General features: G+C 63.4%; 15 protein-coding genes. 3 read left to right on the top strand and 12 right to left on the bottom strand.

What is annotated here, in order from left to right; genetic code table 11:
• Window positions 1–11 precede the first annotated feature (11 nt).
• From JYG36_RS21555 to plsB, 3 genes are all read right to left on the bottom strand, one after another.
• Window positions 12–701 (bottom strand): DUF4197 domain-containing protein, encoded by a 690-nt coding sequence (locus tag JYG36_RS21555; protein ID WP_195885816.1) that lies wholly within the window; start codon window positions 699–701, stop codon window positions 12–14.
• 33 nt (window positions 702–734) lie between these two features.
• On the bottom strand, window positions 735–1,133 hold the full coding sequence (locus JYG36_RS21550) for a YbaY family lipoprotein (RefSeq protein WP_038996762.1): 399 nt from the start codon (window positions 1,131–1,133) through the stop codon (window positions 735–737).
• Window positions 1,134–1,217: 84 nt separating this feature from the next.
• On the bottom strand, window positions 1,218–3,704 hold the full coding sequence (gene plsB, locus JYG36_RS21545; RefSeq protein WP_045193647.1) for a glycerol-3-phosphate 1-O-acyltransferase PlsB: 2,487 nt from the start codon (window positions 3,702–3,704) through the stop codon (window positions 1,218–1,220).
• A 222-nt stretch (window positions 3,705–3,926) separates the two neighbouring features.
• Here plsB and JYG36_RS21540 point away from each other — a divergent pair, with 222 nt between their 5' ends.
• Window positions 3,927–4,136, top strand: a complete 210-nt coding sequence (locus JYG36_RS21540) for a cold-shock protein (protein ID WP_038996759.1) — start codon at window positions 3,927–3,929, stop codon at window positions 4,134–4,136.
• Between the two features lie 87 nt (window positions 4,137–4,223).
• Here the strand turns inward: JYG36_RS21540 and JYG36_RS21535 are convergent, their stop codons facing one another.
• The 4 genes from JYG36_RS21535 to JYG36_RS21520 all read right to left on the bottom strand — a co-directional run bounded on the left by JYG36_RS21535 (window position 4,224) and on the right by JYG36_RS21520 (window position 9,282).
• Complete coding sequence (locus tag JYG36_RS21535) at window positions 4,224–4,601, bottom strand: hypothetical protein (protein ID WP_045193646.1); 378 nt, start codon at window positions 4,599–4,601, stop codon at window positions 4,224–4,226.
• Window positions 4,602–4,618: 17 nt separating this feature from the next.
• Window positions 4,619–5,431 (bottom strand): putative RNA methyltransferase, encoded by an 813-nt coding sequence (locus JYG36_RS21530; RefSeq protein WP_093386699.1) that lies wholly within the window; start codon window positions 5,429–5,431, stop codon window positions 4,619–4,621.
• Window positions 5,431–6,582: a succinyl-diaminopimelate desuccinylase gene (dapE, locus tag JYG36_RS21525; protein WP_010224867.1), complete on the bottom strand. Its 1,152-nt coding sequence runs from the start codon at window positions 6,580–6,582 to the stop codon at window positions 5,431–5,433. Before dapE ends, JYG36_RS21530 begins: the two co-directional genes overlap by 1 nt.
• Window positions 6,583–6,690: 108 nt before the next feature.
• Window positions 6,691–9,282, bottom strand: coding sequence for a glycosyltransferase (locus JYG36_RS21520; protein WP_093386695.1), 2,592 nt, complete (start codon window positions 9,280–9,282; stop codon window positions 6,691–6,693).
• Between the two features lie 289 nt (window positions 9,283–9,571).
• Here JYG36_RS21520 and tcdA point away from each other — a divergent pair, with 289 nt between their 5' ends.
• The gene (tcdA, locus tag JYG36_RS21515) at window positions 9,572–10,393 is read left to right on the top strand and encodes a tRNA cyclic N6-threonylcarbamoyladenosine(37) synthase TcdA (RefSeq protein WP_045193641.1); all 822 of its coding nucleotides are present in this window, start codon (window positions 9,572–9,574) and stop codon (window positions 10,391–10,393) included.
• On the opposite strand, the gene JYG36_RS21510 is transcribed toward tcdA, so the two are convergent.
• From JYG36_RS21510 to JYG36_RS21495, 4 genes are read right to left on the bottom strand one after another with little or no spacing between them, the layout of a single operon-like run.
• A complete protein-coding gene (locus JYG36_RS21510; protein WP_093386692.1) occupies window positions 10,372–10,782 on the bottom strand; it encodes a SufE family protein in 411 nt (136 codons plus the stop codon). The genes tcdA and JYG36_RS21510 overlap by 22 nt on opposite strands.
• Window positions 10,779–11,984 (bottom strand): aminotransferase class V-fold PLP-dependent enzyme, encoded by a 1,206-nt coding sequence (locus JYG36_RS21505; RefSeq protein WP_213602229.1) that lies wholly within the window; start codon window positions 11,982–11,984, stop codon window positions 10,779–10,781. The genes JYG36_RS21510 and JYG36_RS21505 overlap by 4 nt, the downstream gene beginning before the upstream one ends.
• A gap of 54 nt (window positions 11,985–12,038) precedes the next feature.
• The gene (gene dapD / locus JYG36_RS21500) at window positions 12,039–13,073 is read right to left on the bottom strand and encodes a 2,3,4,5-tetrahydropyridine-2,6-dicarboxylate N-succinyltransferase (protein ID WP_045193637.1); all 1,035 of its coding nucleotides are present in this window, start codon (window positions 13,071–13,073) and stop codon (window positions 12,039–12,041) included.
• 42 nt (window positions 13,074–13,115) lie between these two features.
• Complete coding sequence (locus JYG36_RS21495) at window positions 13,116–13,478, bottom strand: ArsC family reductase (RefSeq protein ID WP_093386686.1); 363 nt, start codon at window positions 13,476–13,478, stop codon at window positions 13,116–13,118.
• A gap of 230 nt (window positions 13,479–13,708) precedes the next feature.
• On the opposite strand from JYG36_RS21495, the gene JYG36_RS21490 reads away from it, so the two are divergent.
• The gene (locus tag JYG36_RS21490) at window positions 13,709–15,355 is read left to right on the top strand and encodes a Na+/H+ antiporter (RefSeq protein ID WP_213602227.1); all 1,647 of its coding nucleotides are present in this window, start codon (window positions 13,709–13,711) and stop codon (window positions 15,353–15,355) included.
• Here JYG36_RS21490 and JYG36_RS21485 read toward each other — a convergent pair.
• A complete protein-coding gene (locus JYG36_RS21485; RefSeq protein ID WP_213602225.1) occupies window positions 15,348–16,100 on the bottom strand; it encodes a M12 family metallopeptidase in 753 nt (250 codons plus the stop codon). The genes JYG36_RS21490 and JYG36_RS21485 overlap by 8 nt on opposite strands.
• Window positions 16,101–16,222 lie beyond the last annotated feature (122 nt).

The following is a 16,222-nucleotide window of genomic DNA, read 5'->3' as shown; positions in this document are numbered from 1 at the left end:
GTAGCTGGCGCTTACAGCGCGCCAAACACCTTCTTGGCAATGCTGGTAGCTGCCGCCGCCGGGTTCTGGCGGATGGTTTCTTCCTGCTTGGCAATCATCTCGAACAGGCCGTTGAGCGCTTGTTCGGTCACGTAGCCTTCGACGTTGGCGTTCTTGGCATCGAGCACGCCCAGGGTCGCTGCTTGCCCGGCAAAGTTGTTGTACTGCTGGGCCAGGCCGACCTGGTCGGTGGCTTTCTTGACGATCGGCAGGAACTTGGCGCGGATCTGCTCGCGGCTGGTTTTGCTCAGGTATTGGGTAGCCGAGTCGTTGCCGCCGCTGAGGATGCCCTTGGCATCGTCCACGGTCATCTTCTTCACGGCATCCACCAGCAGCGCCTGGGCTTGCGGCACGGCGGCCTCGGCGGCCTTGTTCATGCTGGTTTCCAGCTGATCGACCTGGGCGCCCATGCCGAAGGCTTTCATCTTCTTGGCGACTTTGCCCAGGTTGCCGGGCAGTTCGATGCGCACATCCGGGTTATTGCTGAAGCCACCCGGGGTACCCAGTTGTTTCACCGCTACCTGGGCACCCTGGGTCAGGGCGTCTTTGAGGCCGGTGGAGGCATCTTTTTGCGAGAGGTCGCCGAGCGACAGCGCCAGGGCGCTGGCCGACAGCAACAGGCCGGCGCACAGGCCGGTGAAGGTTAGAGCGGGGCGGAACATGGCAGCATCCTTATACGAAGGAAAAACAATCAATCAACGAACGGCATCGACCTTGATGCGTACCGGCTGCGGGTCGTTGCCATCAAGTTGCACGCCATGGTGCTCGGTGTTGATGAACAGCAGCTTGCCGTCCAGTTCGATCCGCGCGCTCACTGCATAGCGGTGGCCGGGCTTGACCTGGGCCGGGTCGTAGCTCAGGTGGAAGGGCAGCGGCACATTGCCTTTGACCGGGCCGCTCTGGCTGGCCAGGGTAACGGCGGGGGCGTCCATCAGCGACACGTCCTGCAGGGCCACGCTCAGGGTGGCGGCGGGCGGCAGGGCGATGCGTTGCAGGTAGAAGACCTCGCCGTCGAGGCTGGCCTTGGGGGCTTCAGGGGTGCTGCTGCACGCGGCCAGCAGGCTGCCAAGAAGGATCAGGGACAGTTTTTTCATCAGTAGCTCCTTAGCGCCGGCGCCGCGGTTGCGGTCGCCAGGCGGTTCGATTCGTGTTGCTCCAAAGGCACTGGCCAGTATGGCCTATACCGCAGTTTCGGTGGCTTCTTCGCTGCGCTGCAGGGCGACCTGGCGAATCGACAGGCGCACCTCTGCCGACAGCACGCGCTTGGCCGCGCCCTCGGCCAGTTCGCTGAGTTTTTCGTGGTAGCCAAGTTTGCCGTTGCTGTCCGGGCGCAATACGCCTTGCTCGATCTGGGTCTGGATGAAGTGGCGGAACAGGGTTTTGTCGAAGAACTCCGGGGCGTTCAGGCCATGCAGAATCGACAGGCGCTGGGCCATGATCACGCACAGGTCTTCCAGCTCTTCGGCGCTCAGGGTGTGCTGGCCGCTGTTGAGCAGCAACGCGGTAGCCATGTAGAAGCGCTGCAGGGTCTGGGTGATGGCCCGGGCCAGCAAGGTCAGCAGCACGAACTGCCGCGAACTCGGTGCCGGGCGCAGGTACACGCCGTTCTCGAAGCGCAGCAGGCCCTGTTCGACGAAGGCCTCCAGCCACTGGTCGACCACCGCGTCCAGCTCATCGAGCTCCCAGCGAATGAACAGCTCCGATTGCAGGTACGGGTACAAGGCCCGGGTGTACTGCAGGATCAGTTCGCGGCTCATCCGCGAGCTGCTCTGGAAGAAGCTCGCCAGCAAGGCTGGCAGGGCGAAGATGTGCAGCACGTTGTTGCGGTAGTAAGTCATCAGGACGGCGTTCTGCTCGTCCAGGTAGAGGATTTTGCCCAGCGCATCGCTTTGCTCGGCCAGCAGGTCCATGCCCTTGACGTGGCTGATCAGCGCCAGGCCATCGCCTTCGGGCAGGGTGGTGTGCGGCGAGTAGGGCACCTTGCGCAGCAGCGCCAGGTACAGGTCCAGCACCCGCGCCAGGGCGCGCTCGTCCAGGGCCAGGCGGCTGGTGGAGAGCAGCGCCAGGGCCACCAGGTTGACCGGGTTGATCGCCGCCGCCTCGTTCAGGTGCTGGGCGACTTTCTCGCCCAGGCGCGAGGTGGTTTCGTTGAGCCAGGCCGGGCGGAACTGCGGGCCGTGCTCCTGTTCGCGCCAGCCGGGTTGCTGCTGGTCGAGGAAGGCGCCGAGGCGGATCGGCTCGCCGAAGTTGACTGCCACCTGGCCGAAGCGCTGCTTGAGCGCGCCGATGACCTTGAAGATGTCGAAGATAGATTCTTTTTTCTTGCTCGCCCCGCGCAGCTCGCCCAGGTAGGTGCGGCCTTCGAGCACCCGTTCATAACCGATGTACACCGGCACGAAGACGATTGGCGTGCGCGAGGAGCGCAGGTAGCTGCGCAGGGTAATGGCGAGCATGCCGGTTTTCGGCTGGAGCATGCGCCCGGTGCGCGAGCGGCCGCCTTCGACGAAGTACTCGACCGGGAAGCCCTTGGTGAACAGGGTGTGCAGGTATTCGTTGAACACCGCGGTGTACAGCGGGTTGCCCTTGAACGTGCGGCGCATGAAGAACGCCCCGCCACGGCGCAGCAGGCCGCCGATCACCGGCATGTTGAGGTTGATGCCGGCGGCGATGTGCGGCGGGGTCAGGCCGTTGCGAAACAGCAGGTAGGACAGCAGCAGGTAGTCGATATGGCTGCGGTGGCACGGCACATAGATGACTTCGTGGCCCGGGGCGATGCCCTGCACCTGCTCGATGTGGTTGACCTTGATGCCGTCGTAGATCTTGTTCCAGAACCAGCTCAGCACCACTTCAAGGAAGCGGATGGCGGTGTAGGTGTAGTCCGAGGCGATCTCGTTGCCGTAGCGCAGGGCCTGGGCTTCGGCTTTGGCCAGCGGGATCTTCTCGCGTTCGGCTTCATCGGCGATAGCCTGGCGCACCAGCGGGTCGTGGACCAGGCCCTTGACCAGGTTGCGGCGGTGGGAGATGTCCGGGCCGATGACGGCGGTCTTGAGGTTGCGAAAGTGCACCCGCAGCAGGCGCTGGGCCATGCGCACGGTGCGCTCGTGGCCCTTGTTGTGCTGCACCAGCTCGCGCAGGTGGATCGGCGCCGAGAACTGCACGCGGGTCTTGCGCCCCAGGATCAGCACGGTGAGCAAGCGCCGCAGGCGCCCGGTAACCGCCCAGCTGTCGGCAAACAGCAGCTTCCACGGGCTGGATTCGCTGGCCGGCGACTGGCCCCAGAACACGCTGACCGGGATGATCTGCGCGTCTTCTTCGGCATGCTGGCTGATGGCGTTGACCAGCCGTGCCAGGGTCGGCGGGGCGCCGCGCTTGTCCTGGCGGCCGAGCCAGTCGGGCTCCGGGGTCAGGTAGAAGAACGCTGCCGGCTCGTGCAGGGTGCCGACGGCGACCGGCAGCACCGGGCGTGGCAGCCCGGCTTTGGTGCATTCGCGGTCGAGCACCGCAAGGTCGGTGAGCGACGGCGACTGCAGGGCGTAGAACACCGGCCGGCTGCGATCCAGGTTCAGGGTAAAGGATGACTGGTTGATGGTCTCGGAGCGAACCCACAGGTACAACAGGCGACGCAGGGCGCCGAAGATCAGGCGGCGCAAGGGGGAACGGGTCATACGGTGTGTGCTCTGGATGAGATTTTTGAGTATTTGCTCAGTCGACTAGTGTGCCGTATCTGCGCAAGTTCAGCAAAAAGCGCCCCGGTCATGAAAATTAATTTAAGTGTGTCATATACTCGGTCCGCCGCTTGCAAGAGATTTGTGCAAGCTGCGTCGGCAGGGGGCCGTGACCCCTCTGCATGCAAGGCGATTCCAAAATAAAAATCCGGAGTAGTGCAGATGTCGTCTCGTGAGACTGGAAGTGTAAAGTGGTTCAATGACGCAAAAGGTTACGGTTTCATTCAGCGTGAAGGTGGCGCGGACGTGTTCGTTCACTACCGTGCCATCCGCGGGGAGGGGCATCGCACCCTGCTCGAGGGGCAGCAGGTCGAATACAATCTGACTCAGGGCCAGAAAGGCTTGCAGGCAGAAGACGTAGTCGGTCTGTAAGCGCCGGGCCACAAGCCTCGAGCCTGGGCCCACCAGCGAAAAGGCCCGCCGCCGGACGACCGGGGCGGGCCTTTTCGAAGACAGTTTTCAGCTGGTCCGCCAGGTGATTTCCTCTTCACCGTCGGCACTGATGCGGATCCAGCGATCGGCATCTTCTTCACCTTCTTCCTCGACCCAACTGCCCGGTGCACAGCGCACTTCGACGTTCAGCGCGGCAAAGGCTGCGCGTGCGCAGGCAATGTCATCATCCCACGGGGTCTGGTCGCTCTCCAGGTAAAGACTGTTCCATTTGCCCACAGCCTTCGGTAACCAGGTAACTGGAATGTTACCGGCCCTGCACTTGTAGGTCTGGCCTTTCTGCTGCCAGTCGCTGCACGGGCCAAGCGCTTCGCCGAGCCAGGCAGCGATCTGCTTGTGGTCGACCTCGGCGTCTTTCAGGTAAATCTCGATATCGGGTTGGCGCATAGGGGCTCCGGGTGTGCTCAGTCTTGGCGCACAAAATAATCGTAACGCATCGATACCGTGACCTCGAAAGGCTCGGCCTGGTCGATGACGCGCGCGCGTTTCTCGGCGCTGGCACGCCAGCCATGAGGGGTCATGGCCAGCAGGTCGGCGCGGGCCTTGCCGTCGGCAAGGCTCAGGCGCAATTTCAGGGTTTCGCTATGGGCGTGGTGCATGCCCTCGGGGACCAGCGCCAGGTGCTTGTCGTCGCTGTAGTCGCGCACTTCATCGTAGAGCTTGTGGCGCAGTTCGATCAGGTGCTCGTTGGTCGGGCCGACGCGCATCAGGCCGCCGCCGGGGCTCAGCAGGCGCAGGGCCTCTTGCCAGTCCAGCGGGCTGAAGACACTGGCGAGGAACTGGCAACTGCCATCGGCCAGCGGTACCCGGGCCATGCTTGCCACCAGCCAGGTCAGCGCCGGGTTGCGCTTGCAGGCGCGCTTGACCGCCTCGCGGGAGATGTCCAGGGCATAACCGTCCGCCTCGGGCAACGCCTGGGCGATTTGCGCGGTGTAGTAACCCTCGCCACAGCCGATGTCCAGCCAGCGCGCGGGTGCGCGTTCGGCGGCAAGCTCAGCCAGGCGGCGGGCCACCGGGGCGTAATGGCCGGCGTTGAGAAAGTCGCGGCGGGCCTCGACCATGGCCTGGTTGTCGCCCGGGTCACGGCTGTTCTTGTGCTGCACCGGCAACAGGTTCAGGTAACCCTGGCGGGCACGGTCGAAACGGTGGCCGGCCGGGCAGGCCACGCCATTGTCGAGGGTGCTCAGCGCGGCGCTGCAGATCGGGCAGGTGAGCATCAGGCAAGCAACCGGGTCAGGGTCTGGTAGTAGATCTCGGTCAGCACATCGAGGTCGCTGGCCAGGATCCGCTCGTTGACCTGGTGAATGGTGGCGTTGACCGGGCCCAGCTCGACCACCTGGGTGCCGAGGGTGGCGATGAAGCGCCCGTCGGAGGTGCCGCCGCTGGTCGATGCCTTGGTCTCACGGCCGGTGACCGCCTTGATGCTGGCCGACACTGCGTCGAGCAAATCGCCCGGCTCGGTCAGGAACGGCAGGCCCGACAGCGCCCAGTCCACGTGCCAGTCGAGCTGGTGCTTGTCGAGGATGGCGGCAACCCGCTGCTGCAGGCCTTCGACCGTCGACTCGGTAGAGAAGCGGAAGTTGAACAGCGCGGTCAGCTCGCCCGGTACCACGTTGGTGGCGCCGGTGCCGGAATTGAGGTTGGAGATCTGGAAGCTGGTCGGCGGGAAGAACGCATTGCCTTCGTCCCAGTGTTCGGCAGCCAGCTCTGCAAGTGCCGGAGCGGCCAGGTGGATCGGGTTCTTGGCCAGGTGCGGATAGGCCACGTGGCCCTGTACGCCGCGCACCGTGAGCTTGGCGCCGAGCGAGCCGCGACGGCCGTTCTTGACCACGTCACCGACCAGGCTGGTGCTCGACGGCTCGCCGACGATGCACCAGTCCAGGCGCTCGTTGCGCGCGGCCAGGCGCTCGACCACGGCCTTGGTGCCGTGGTGGGCCGGGCCTTCTTCATCACTGGTGATCAGGAAGGCGACCTTGCCGCGATGGTTGGGGTAGTCGGCGACGAAGCGCTCGGTGGCCACTACCATGGCGGCCAGGCTGCCTTTCATGTCAGCCGCGCCACGCCCGCAGAGCATGCCGTCGGCATCGATCAGGGCATCGAACGGATCGTTCTGCCAGGCCTGCACCGGGCCGGTCGGGACCACGTCGGTATGGCCGGCGAAGCACAGCACTGGGCCTTCCTGGGTGCCATGGGTGGCCCAGAAATTGTCGACGTCTTCGATGCGCATCGGCTCAAGCATGAAACCAGCATCGCCCAGGCGTTGCATCATCTGTTTCTGGCAGTCGAAGTCCAGCGGGGTAACCGACGGACGGCGAATCAGGTCGCAGGCCAGTTCAAGGGTAGGCGAGAGGTCGGCTGGGGCCGTCATGGGGAGCTCCGGGGCAAGGCAGGGCACGAATTCGAGGGGGGTTATCTTATAGCAATTCAGAGTCCTGTAGGAGCGGCGCACCGCCGCTCCTACAGGTTATCTCAAGGCTCAGGAAGCCTGGGCCGGCTGCGCGGCATCCACAGGCTTTGGCAGTGACGACAGCATGGCCATGATCAGCGCCGCCAGGTACGGCAGCGACTGCACCAGCAGCATGGTCACCCAGAAGCGCATGTCGTTGCTCGGCAGGCCCTGGACCAGGTAGATCCCGGCCGCTGCGCCCCACAGCAGCAACATGATGAACAGCTCTTCACGGGCCTCTGACAGCGCCACCAGCAAGCCATGGCTGTCGGCGTTCTTCGGCGTGCGGAAGAACGGGATGCTGCTGGTGAAGAAGCCGTACAGCACCGCCTTGGCGATGGTGTGCGACAGCGCCAGGCCGGCCAGGGCCGCGGCGAAGGCGTCCTTGAGGTTCACGCCCACCGCGCGGCGGTAGAGGAACACGATCTTGCCGACCTTGAACACGAACAACGCCAGCGGCGGAATCGCGAAGATCAGCAGCGGCGGGTCGACCCGCTGCGGCACGATGATCATCGCCGCCGACCACAGCAGGGCGCCGACGGTGAAGAAGATGTTCATGCCATCGGCGATCCACGGCAGCCAGCCGGCGAGGAAGTGGTAGCGCTGGCCACGGGTCAGTTCCGAGTCCTTGCCGCGCAACAGGCTTGCGGCATGGCGCTTGATGATCTGGATGGCGCCATAGGCCCAGCGAAAGCGCTGCTTCTTGAAGTCGATGAAGGTGTCGGGCATCAGGCCTTTGCCATAGCTCTCGTGGGAATACGCCGCTGAGTAGCCTTTCTCGAACACCCGCAGGCCCAGTTCGGCGTCTTCGCAAATGCACCAGTCGGCCCAGCCCAGCTCTTCGAGTACCGAACGGCGGGTCATGGTCATGGTGCCGTGCTGGATGATTGCGTCACGGTCGTTGCGGGTGACCATGCCGATATGGAAGAAGCCTTTGTATTCGCTGTAGCAGAGCTTCTTGAAGGTGCTTTCGTTCTGGTCGCGGTAATCCTGGGGCGATTGCACCACGGCGATCTTCGGATCGGCGAAGTGCGGCACCATGTGCTTGAGCCAGTTGCGATCGACGCAGTAGTCCGAGTCGATCACCGCAATCACTTCGGCGTCCTTGGCGGTGTGCGGAATCAGGTAGTTCAGCGCGCCGCCCTTGAAGCCGGCCAGGGGCGCGACGTGGAAGAACTTGAAGCGCTCGCCAAGCATTTCGCAGTGCGCCTTGATCGGCTCCCAGACCGCCGGGTCCTTGGTGTTGTTGTCGATGATCAGGACTTCGTAGTCCGGGTAGTCCAGCGCGGCCAGGGCGTTGAGGGTCTGTTTGACCATCTCTGGCGGCTCGTTGTAGCACGGTACATGCACCGAGACTTTCGGTCGGTACGCGGCGTCGGCCTGCACCGGCAGGAACTCCCGGCGGCGCTTGTGAATCCACACCGCTTCGGCCAGTTCATGGGCCTCGGTGAGCAGCACGATAAACACGCCAAGGGCGCCGAGGGCGAGCAAAAAGCCCACGGTGAGGCTGAACCAGGTGCTGTATTGCTGGCTGTAGTCGTAGCCGATCCACACCAGCACCGAACCGCAGAGGAAGGCAATGAAGGTCAGGAAGGTGCGCCCGCGCTGGCGCAGGGCCGAGCCGTCGATCAGCAGCAGGGTCAGCGAGAGCATCGCCAGCACCACCGAGCCGACCGCCAGCACACGCCATTGCGGAATGGCCACCACCGGGCCTTCGAAGTTGAATTTCTGCTGGCGGGCAGCGTTGAACACGCCCCAGTAGGCACCCACCGAGCCTTCGTCGCTGGCCTTCCACGGCTGGTCGTAGGCTTCGATGACAAAGTAGTTGTAGCCCTGGCGGTTGAGTTTGTTGACCAGGGTGCGCAGGTAGATGGCCTGGTCAGCCGGGGTGGCGTCGGCACCGCCGCGCATGCGGCCGTTGCTCGGCCAACCGACCTCGGACAACAGCAGTGGTTTGCGTGGGAATTGCTGCTTCAGATCGCGGGCACGATCCAGTACGAACTGGCCGGCATCCTTCATCGGGATGAACTCCCAGTACGGCAGGATGTGCGCCGCCACCAGGTCGGCATGCTTGGCCAGCTCCGGGTGTTCTTTCCAGATGTGCCACTGTTCACTGGTGGTCACCGGGACTTTTACTGCCGCGCGCACGCGGTCCATGTACTGGATCAGTGCTTCGGGGGTGATTTCCTTGCGAAACAGCGCTTCGTTGCCGACCATCACCCGCACCACGCTGCGCGAGCTGTTGGCCAGTTCGATGGCTTTGTCGATTTCCCGTTCGTTGCGCTCAAGGTCCGGGCTGATCCACACCCCCAGGGTCACGCGCAGGCCGAACTCTTCGGCCAGGCGCGGAATCTCGGCCTGGGTACCTTCCACCGTATAGATGCGGATGCTGTCGGTCAGCTTGCTGAGCTGCTCGAGGTCCTGGCGCAGTTCGTCCTCGCTGGGGTACTGGCCCTTTTGCGGGCTTTCGCCCTGGCGGAACGGCGAATAGGAGAAACCGGAAATCTGCTCCGGCCAGTTGGGGGCGGAAACCGGGCGGTTGATCAGCGCCCAGAACCCGGTGAATAGCGCGGCGATAGCCATGACTATTACCAGGTTGATACCAAATTTACGCGATGACATAGATAGTTCGGGTTCCGAAAGGTGGAACGGGCGGGCGCCATGAGGCGCGAATCCTGCGTGCTTCCTGCTCAGATTGTGTAAGAACAGGTCGGTGGCAGAAGATTGGATTGGCTTCAGGAGCTGAAGTTCTTAGCCCGTACTTTTGTCGTCCAAGTCTTTGGATTGCATAGGACATTAAAGCAGGATTACAACTGCCTTGACCAATGCATGACTCGGGTGGCGGCCACGGCAGGGTGTCATCGCACCCCAAGAGGCCTATAATACGCGCCGGTTTTTTCGGGGTTGGGCCATGAGTACAGAAGATCCACGCTTTGCCGGTGTCGCCCGGTTATACGGTGACAACGGCCTGCAGCGCCTGCGCGAGGCCCATGTGGCTATCGTCGGTATCGGCGGGGTCGGCTCCTGGGCGGCCGAAGCCATGGCCCGCAGCGGCGTGGGCGAAATATCGCTGTTCGACCTCGATGATGTCTGCGTCAGTAACACCAACCGCCAGCTGCATGCCCAGGAAGGCAATATCGGCCGGGCCAAGGCCGAGGTCATGGCCGAGCGCCTGCGGGCCATCAACCCGGCGTGCAAGGTGCATGCGGTGGTGGATTTCGTCACCAAGGAAACCCTGCCCGAGTACATCGGCGAACACATCGACTGTGTGATTGACTGCATCGACAGCGTCATGGCCAAGGCCGCGCTGATCGGCTGGTGCAAGCGCCACAAAGTCACCATCATCAGCACCGGGGGCGCCGGCGGGCAGATCGATCCAACCCAGATCCGCGTCGCCGACCTGAACAAGACCTTCAACGATCCGCTGGCCTCGCGGGTGCGTTCGACCTTGCGCCGCGACTATGGCTTTTCCCGCACGGTAACCCGCAACTACAGCGTGCCCTGTGTGTTTTCCACCGAACAGCTGCGCTACCCCAAGGGTGACGGCAGCGTCTGTCTGCAGAAGAGTTTTGTTGGCGAAGGGGTTAAGCTGGACTGCTCAGGCGGCTTCGGCGCGGTGATGATGGTCACCGCGACCTTCGGCATGGTCGCCGCCAGCAAAGCGGTGGAAAAGCTTGTGGCCGGCGCTCGGCGCCCGTCCGAGCGCCAGGCTCAGACACCTGCGGCAAGCTGAGCCATGCGTTGCAGCACGGCGTTCAGGCCGTTGCTGCGCGAGGGTGAGAGCTGGCGGCCCAGGCCTAGCTGGTTGAACCAGGCGGGCAGGTCCAGTTGCGCAAGCTCAGCGCTGGACAGGCCCTCGACCCGCACCAGCAGCAGCGCCAGCAAACCGCGGATGATCCGTGCATCGCTGGCGCCTTTGAAGCGCCACTGACCATCTTGCTGTGCCGCCACCAGCCAGACCTGGCTTTCGCAGCCATGGACTCGGTTCGCTTCGGACTTTTCTTCTTCGCTCAAGGGCACCAGGTGCTCGCCCCATTGCATCAGCAGGCGCGCGCGTTGTTCCCAGCCGGCTGCTTGTGAGAACGAGTCGAGGGCTTGCTGCGCAGCGACAGGCAGGCTCATCGCAGCAGCTCCAGGGCCTGATCCAGGGCGTCGAAGAAGCGTTGCAGGTCGTCGGAGTCGTTGTACAAGCCTAGCGATACGCGGATGGCACCGTCCAGGCCGAGGCTTTTCAGCAACGGCATGGCGCAGTGATGGCCGGCGCGTACGGCGATGCCCTGTTCGGTGAGCATGTGGGCCAGGTCAGCGTTGTGCACGCCCTCGACCACGAAACTGGCCAGGGCCACTTGCGGCTGACCGAGCAGGCGGATGCCTTCGCGGTCGTTGAGGCCACGCAGCAGGTGGCGGTGCAGGCCGGCTTCATGCTCTGCAACAGCATTGGCATCCAGACCGGCCAGGTAATCGAGGCTGGCCCCGAGGCCGATGACGCTGGCAATCGGCGGCGTACCGGCTTCAAAACCCAGGGGCGCCGGGCGAAAGCTGGCGCTGTGGTAGTCGGCGACCTGGACCATCTCGCCGCCGAACTGCCAGTGTCGCAGGCGCGCCAGGGCTTCACTGCGGCCGTAGAGCACACCGACACCGTCCGGGCCATAGAGCTTGTGGCTGGAGAACACGTAGAAATCGCAGCCCAGTTGGCGAACGTCGTGACGGCCGTGGACCACGCCCTGGGCACCGTCGACCACGGTTAGTGCACCTTGGGCCTGGGCATGGGCCAGCAGGGGCTCCAGCGGCTGCCAGGCGCCGAGGACATTGGACAGCTGGCTGACCGCCAGCACCCGGGTACGCGGGCCAATCAGTTGCAGGGCAATGTTCAGATCGATCAGGCCGCGGTTGTCCAGTGGCAACACCACCAGCTTGAGCCCACGACGCTGGGCCAGCTGTTGCCAGGGCAGCAGGTTGGCATGGTGTTCGAGGGCGCTGATGGCAATTTCGTCACCGGCCTCGAACAGCGGCTCAAGCCCGTAGGCGAGCAGGTTCAGGGCCGAGGTGGCGCCGTGGGTGAAGACAATCTGCTGGCTGTCGGCGGCGTTCAGCCAGCCGGCGACCTTGGCGCGGCTGCGTTCGAAGGCCTGGGTAGCCAGGGCGCCGGGCAGGTGTTGGGCACGGTGCACATTGGCAGCACCATGGCCGTAATAGTGGCTCAGGGCATCGAGCAGGAGTTGCGGTTTTTGCGTGGTAGCGGCGCTGTCCAGGTAGGTCTGGTGCTGGCGTTGCAGGGCGTCGATGGCTGGGAAGTCAGCGCGCCAGGGGGAGGGCTGGAACATGATGATCGGACCTGAAAATCGGGCCTGGCGTTAGGCCAGACCCGATGGTACCACTTAGTTGTGGGCGTGCAGCGCTTCGTTCAGCTCGATGGCCGACTTGTGGGTCTTGCACTCCACTGCGCCGTTGAGCGAGTTGCGGCGGAACAGCAGGTCGGTCTGCCCAGCCAGGTCGCGAGCTTTGACCACCTTGACCAGCTGGTTGTTCTCGTCCAGCAGGTTCACCTTGGTGCCAGCGGTGATGTACAGGCCGGCTTCGACGGTGTTGCGATCGCCCAGTGGAATGCCGATACCGGCGTTGGCGCCGATCAGGCAGCCTTCGCCAACCTTGATGACGATGTTGCCGCCACCGGACAGGGTGCCCATGGTCGAGCAGCCGCCGCCCAGGTCCGAACCCTTGCCGACGAAGACGCCCGCGGAAACACGGCCTTCGATCATGCCCGGGCCTTCGGTGCCGGCGTTAAAGTTGACGAAGCCTTCGTGCATGATGGTGGTGCCTTCGCCGATGTAGGCACCCAGGCGCACACGGGCGCTGTCGGCGATACGCACGCCGGCAGGGACGACGTAGTCGGTCATTTTCGGGAACTTGTCTACCGAGAATACTTCCAGCAGCTCGCCCTTCAGGCGCGCTTCCAGTTGCTGCTCGGCAAGCTCGGCCAGGTCGACGGCGCCCTGGCTGGTCCAGGCAACGTTTGGCAGCAGCGGGAAGATCCCGGCCAGGTTCAGGCCATGTGGCTTGACCAGGCGGTGCGAGAGCAGGTGCAGCTTCAGGTAGGCTTCCGGGGTGGACGTCAGTGCGGCGTCTTCGGCCAGCAGGGTGACCACCAGCGGCTTGTTGCTTTCGGCCAGGCGGGTCAGCAGTGCGGCCTGGGCAGCATCGACACCCTTGAGGGCTTCGGCCAGCTGCGCGGCCTGGCTGGTGCTGAAGGCGATCGCCTGGTTGCCGCCTTCATAGCCCAGGACCGGGGCGATGGCCGCGACCAGCTCGGCAGCCGGGTTGATCAGCGGTTGGGCGTAGAAGACTTCCAGCCAGGCGCCTTGACGGTTCTGGGTGCCGACACCGAAGGCCAGGCTGAACAGGGTAGTGGACATGCAGTTACCTCTTGCGAAATTGAATGAAAGCTCGGCGCCGGGTTACTGAAGGGCGGCCGCGTACAAATCAGGCTTGAAGCCGACCAGGGTCCGCTTGCCGAGGTCGAGCACAGGGCGCTTGATCATCGACGGCTGGGCCAGCATCAGTTCGATGGCCTTGGCCTGGTCGAGATCGGCCTTCTGGGCGTCGTCGAGCTTGCGGAAGGTGGTGCCGGCGCGGTTGAGTACCGTTTGCCAGCCATGTTCATCGCACCAGCGCTCAAGGCTTGCACGGTCGATGCCCTGGGCCTTGTAATCGTGGAAATCGTAGCCCAGGCCCTGCTCTTCGAGCCAGGTGCGGGCTTTCTTCATGGTGTCACAGGCCTTGATTCCATAAAGGTGCAATGGCGTGTCGCGTTTGGTCATGTCTTGCCCCCCTGGGAAAAAATGGTGAAGGATTATGCCATGGTCGGCGGCGTTGGGTTGGCGTTGCCATGGCTCTTTGTAGCATTGTGTTACAGGTTCTGGGCAGTTCTGCGACTTTTGTGCAGCGGTGCGCCGGCAGCCTAAGCGGCTAATATGTCGTTTCAATGGCAAAACCGTGCCCAGGCCCGCATAAGTTATTGAATGCGTTTGAATTGAACAGGACTCGCCGAATGCAATCAGCCTACACCGTTCTCATCCTGCTGATGCTGGTGAGTGTTTCCAAACTGGTCGGGCGGGTTATCCCGCTGCCGTTGCCACTGGTGCAGATCGGCGCTGGCGCCTTGCTGGCGTGGCCTACCCTGGGCCTGCACGTGGCCCTGGACCCAGAATTGTTTCTGTTCTTGTTTTTGCCGCCGCTGCTGTTTTCCGATGGCTGGCGGATGCCCAAGCGCGATCTGTGGAAGTTGCGCGGGCCGATCCTGACCCTGGCCGTTGGCCTGGTGCTGTTTACCGTGGTGGGTGCCGGTTATTTCATTCACTGGATTTTGCCGAGCATTCCCTTGCCGGTGGCCTTCGCCCTGGCTGCGGTTCTGTCGCCCACCGACGCCGTGGCGGTGTCGGCCATTTCCCAGGACCGGCTGCCGACGCCGTTGATGCACATGCTCCAGGGCGAGGCGCTGATGAACGACGCCTCGGGCCTGGTGACCTTCAAATTCGCCCTGGCCGCGGCAATCACCGGCGTGTTCTCGCTGGCCGAGGCCAGCCTGACCTTCGTGCTGGTGGCTGTCGGCGGCCTGGCCATCGGTGTCGCCCTGAGCTGGCTGGTCGGGCGCCTGCGTGCCTGGATGATCGCCCGTGGCTGGGATGACCCGGCCACCCACGTGGTGTTTATGTTGCTGCTGCCGTTTGCCGCCTACGTGCTGGCCGAGCGCCTGGGCGCCTCCGGCATTCTCTCGGCGGTAGCGGCTGGGATGATGCAAAGCTGGCTTGACCTGCTGCCCCGGCAGACCAGCACGCGCCTGCTCAACCGCAGCGTCTGGTCGCTGCTGGAGTTCGCCTTCAATGGTTTGATCTTCCTGTTGTTGGGCCTGCAGTTGCCCGACATCATCAAGGCGGTGACCAGCCACGAAGCCTCGCTGTGGCCGACCTTGCTGTGGCGCTGCCTGGATGTGGTGGCGATCTTCGCGGTACTGCTGGCCTTGCGCTTTATCTGGGTGCAGAGCATCTGGCGCCTGATCGGGGTGATCCGCCGCTGGCGTGGTAAAGAGGACCTGGTGCTGATGCCCAACGCGCGTTCCTGCTGGCTGTTGACGGTCGGCGGTGTGCGCGGGGCGGTGACCCTGGCCGGTGTCATGTCGGTGCCGCTGCTGATCAGCGCCGGCAAGGACTTCCCGGAGCGCGACTTGCTGATTTTCATCGCCGCCGGGGTGATTCTGCTGTCGCTGGTGTCGGCCTGTATTGCCCTGCCGCTGTTGTTGCGCGGGGTGACCAAGAGCCCGGATGACGCCCTGCGTCAGGAAGCCCAGGAGGCCTGGCGACGTACCGCCGAAGCGGCGATTCATGCCCTTGAGGCAGAGGACCTGAATGAGGCCGGCACCCCGCTGGACGCTTCGCAGGCGGCGCTGGCGGCCGAGCTCAAGGCGCGCTTGATGGCTGAATACCGGCATCAGCTTGATACCTTCAACGACAGCGCCGAAGCCCAGGCCCTGGCCGAACAGATGGACCAGCTGGAGCGGCGCTTGCGATTGCGGGCGCTGCGGGCCCAGCGCCTGGAGCTGTACAACCTGCACCGCCAGCACCAGATAGGTGATGATGTGGTGCGTCAGGTGCTGGGGGAGCTGGATATGAGTGAGGCGAATCTGGGGCAGGTCAGGTAGGTGTGTTGGCTAGGGGGTAGGCTCGGCGCATGAATGCCAGATCATATTCGCTCAACGTCTTGTTTGCCCCCACTTCCCAGTCACCCAGGGTCATCCACTGCGCAATTGGATAATGCATGATCGACTCGCGGTCGTAGGTTGTGAACAAGGTATTTGCTTCAGTTGGCTTCTCCAGAAACTGGCTGCGTACATCGGCCTCGCTCCATCCCCGCTGCTGGGTCATGACCTTCATGAGCTCGTCTTCATTCCAGGGAATGTCAGCTAACGGGTTTTGATGTTCGTGGGTGGCGCCAAAGACATGGCCGAACTCATGCAGGACGGTCGGCTCGAAGTATTCGCTGTCCGGCAGGACGTTCAGGGTCATGGTTTCGTTTGTTTTGATCAGCAGTGCATCAGTTCCCAGGGCAGACTCATTGTGCAGGGCCTTGGGGTCGAGCTTGATCCTGATATCGGCCTGCAGGTAGTTGTCGTGGTACAGGGCTATGCCGAGGTTGGCGCCTGACTGCGACACCCATTGGCTCCCTGTATTGAGAATTTTCAACTTCAGTTCGGTGCTGGGTGAGCCCAGAAACGAAAATTTCAGGGTGCGCCCTGGCTGCCAGAGACGGGTGGAACCATAAATCGCGCGTTTTTTGCGCGACCCTGAATGGCTGGGAGCATTGGCAGGGTTTTCCGCGATGGCTGCTTCGTAGGAAAGCTGCGGGTCGACGTTGTGGCGGTAACGGCAAAAGATCAAATCGCTCATGAGGGAGTCCTTCTCGTTCGTGAGCGTGAAGTGTCTCCAGTCAGGCGCCGGATCTAGTGGTAGATAAAGCTTTAGTTGTGGCTTTTTCAGGGCAGGCGGCACCGGCTGTTCCGATGCCGCCG

The sequence above is a fragment of the Pseudomonas sp. SORT22 genome (assembly GCF_018417635.1).
Taxonomy (GTDB): Bacteria; Pseudomonadota; Gammaproteobacteria; order Pseudomonadales; family Pseudomonadaceae; genus Aquipseudomonas.
This window is presented reverse-complemented; position numbering and strand designations above follow the sequence as displayed.

Bases quoted from the DNA above. Each gene is read 5' to 3' on its own strand.
- JYG36_RS21555 (WP_195885816.1), bottom strand. From the start codon at position 701: ATGTTCCGCCCCGCTCTAACCTTCACCGGCCTGTGCGCCGGCCTGTTG.
- JYG36_RS21550 (WP_038996762.1), bottom strand. From the start codon at position 1,133: ATGAAAAAACTGTCCCTGATCCTTCTTGGCAGCCTGCTGGCCGCGTGC.
- plsB (WP_045193647.1), bottom strand. From the start codon at position 3,704: ATGACCCGTTCCCCCTTGCGCCGCCTGATCTTCGGCGCCCTGCGTCGC.
- JYG36_RS21540 (WP_038996759.1), top strand. From the start codon at position 3,927: ATGTCGTCTCGTGAGACTGGAAGTGTAAAGTGGTTCAATGACGCAAAA.
- JYG36_RS21535 (WP_045193646.1), bottom strand. From the start codon at position 4,601: ATGCGCCAACCCGATATCGAGATTTACCTGAAAGACGCCGAGGTCGAC.
- JYG36_RS21530 (WP_093386699.1), bottom strand. From the start codon at position 5,431: ATGCTCACCTGCCCGATCTGCAGCGCCGCGCTGAGCACCCTCGACAAT.
- dapE (WP_010224867.1), bottom strand. From the start codon at position 6,582: ATGACGGCCCCAGCCGACCTCTCGCCTACCCTTGAACTGGCCTGCGAC.
- JYG36_RS21520 (WP_093386695.1), bottom strand. From the start codon at position 9,282: ATGTCATCGCGTAAATTTGGTATCAACCTGGTAATAGTCATGGCTATC.
- tcdA (WP_045193641.1), top strand. From the start codon at position 9,572: ATGAGTACAGAAGATCCACGCTTTGCCGGTGTCGCCCGGTTATACGGT.
- JYG36_RS21510 (WP_093386692.1), bottom strand. From the start codon at position 10,782: ATGAGCCTGCCTGTCGCTGCGCAGCAAGCCCTCGACTCGTTCTCACAA.
- JYG36_RS21505 (WP_213602229.1), bottom strand. From the start codon at position 11,984: ATGTTCCAGCCCTCCCCCTGGCGCGCTGACTTCCCAGCCATCGACGCC.
- dapD (WP_045193637.1), bottom strand. From the start codon at position 13,073: ATGTCCACTACCCTGTTCAGCCTGGCCTTCGGTGTCGGCACCCAGAAC.
- JYG36_RS21495 (WP_093386686.1), bottom strand. From the start codon at position 13,478: ATGACCAAACGCGACACGCCATTGCACCTTTATGGAATCAAGGCCTGT.
- JYG36_RS21490 (WP_213602227.1), top strand. From the start codon at position 13,709: ATGCAATCAGCCTACACCGTTCTCATCCTGCTGATGCTGGTGAGTGTT.
- JYG36_RS21485 (WP_213602225.1), bottom strand. From the start codon at position 16,100: ATGAGCGATTTGATCTTTTGCCGTTACCGCCACAACGTCGACCCGCAG.